We start from the raw sequence: 1,418 nt of genomic DNA on the forward strand, positions 1-1,418 counted from the left end.
GCCGCCGCCGCGCTGTCCCGCGTCGGCCTCCGCCCCGGCCCGGGCCTCGAACGCCGCCAGCGCGGCACGCGCCTCGGCGACCCGCATCGCCTCCAGCGTCACGTCGTGCCGCAGCTCGGAGCGGCTCCAGGCGCGCTCGGCGAGCTCCCAGAGCGTGCCGAGATGCCCGGGATCGGTGCCCGTCACCTCGGCCAGGGCCTCGGCAGCGCCGCGCGGCGGCAGCAGCCGGCCGTTGAGATAACGTTCCCAGGACGTCTTGCTGTATCCGGTGCGGTCCGCGACGGCCGCGATGCTCAGTCCGCTGTGCTCGACGAGTCTGCGCAGCTGCTCCGCGAATTCGCGCACCTGCGGGTCGAGTTCCTCCGGTAGCGCCCTCCAACGAGGCATTGCCCTCCCCTGTCCCCCGGTACGTACGGTCTCTCCCCCGCGCCGCCGGCGTCCCGCCCCCACCCGCTCCTTCCGCAGTATCTGCTCCCGGCCACCCAGAGGGATGCCGCGCATCAGCATGGCAGTTCCCTCCGGGGCGGCGCACGGAGGCGTACGGGGTGGACCGGCATGAGCGGCGCACGCCGCCGGTGTGCCGGGCGGCCGGCCCGTCACCGTGCGGTGACACTCGGCGCGTTCCCGGTACGGGACGGGGACCTCGTACCGGAATGGTCACCTCCGCGCCACAGCGGCCCGGCGGACCTTGATCCGGGTTAGTGCGGTCATGATCCTCGGAACGGTGAGCGGCGGCCGGTCCTCCCACGGGGGTGGAGGACCGGCCGCCGGCTCTCCTCCACCCGTTTACTACCCATTTGACGGGCGCCACACTCGGCGCATCCGGCGAAAGCGTCCAACCAGGGGCATTAGCCACCGGACGCGGACAGCGAGGGGGACGGGGACGGCGTGAAGCACTCCTCCGGTCCGCCGTCGCCGGGCAGCAGGCAGATCCGCGCGGTGCGGGGCGCCTTGGTCACCGTCATGGCGGTCGACAGGTACTCCTCCGTGTCGCGCTGGCTCGCGGCCCTGGCCTCCTTCGTCTCGGTGCCCGGCAGCGACAGCCGTACCCGGTCGCCCAGCCGGAGGTTCGTCCCGCGCACCCACACGGCCGCGCACTCGGGCGCGTAACGGAGCTCCAGCCGCTGGCCGCCGGACGCCCGGCGGGTGAACAGCGTTTCGGGGGCCGGCAGCCCGCACCCCATGTCGTAGGCCTTCGCGCCGTCGCACTCCGTTCCCTTGCAGCCGGGTTCGAGGATCTGGGGGTAGGGGGAGGCGGTCGTGGCGCTCCCGGACTTCCGCCCGCCCGGCCCGCGTTCGCCGGTCAGCAGGAGCAGCAGTACGACGGCCGCCGCGACGACGGCGGCCGCGCCGGAGAGCAGGTGGGTGCGGGAGCGGTGCGGGCCACCACCGTGCTCCGCGCCCGCGTCGGACGGCAC

General features: G+C 74.4%; 2 protein-coding genes. Both read right to left on the reverse strand.

From position 1 onward, the window contains the following. On the reverse strand, positions 1 to 387 hold a 387-nt coding region (locus AB0K09_RS33335), incomplete at its 3' end, for a helix-turn-helix transcriptional regulator (protein ID WP_366069128.1). Between the two features lie 461 nt (positions 388 to 848). After that, a partial coding sequence (locus AB0K09_RS33340; RefSeq protein WP_366069129.1) for a DUF2690 domain-containing protein occupies positions 849 to 1,418 on the reverse strand: 570 nt, incomplete at its 5' end.

Origin of the sequence: Streptomyces sp. NPDC049577 (genome assembly GCF_040675635.1) — a bacterium.
GTDB lineage: Bacteria > Actinomycetota > Actinomycetes > Streptomycetales > Streptomycetaceae > Streptomyces.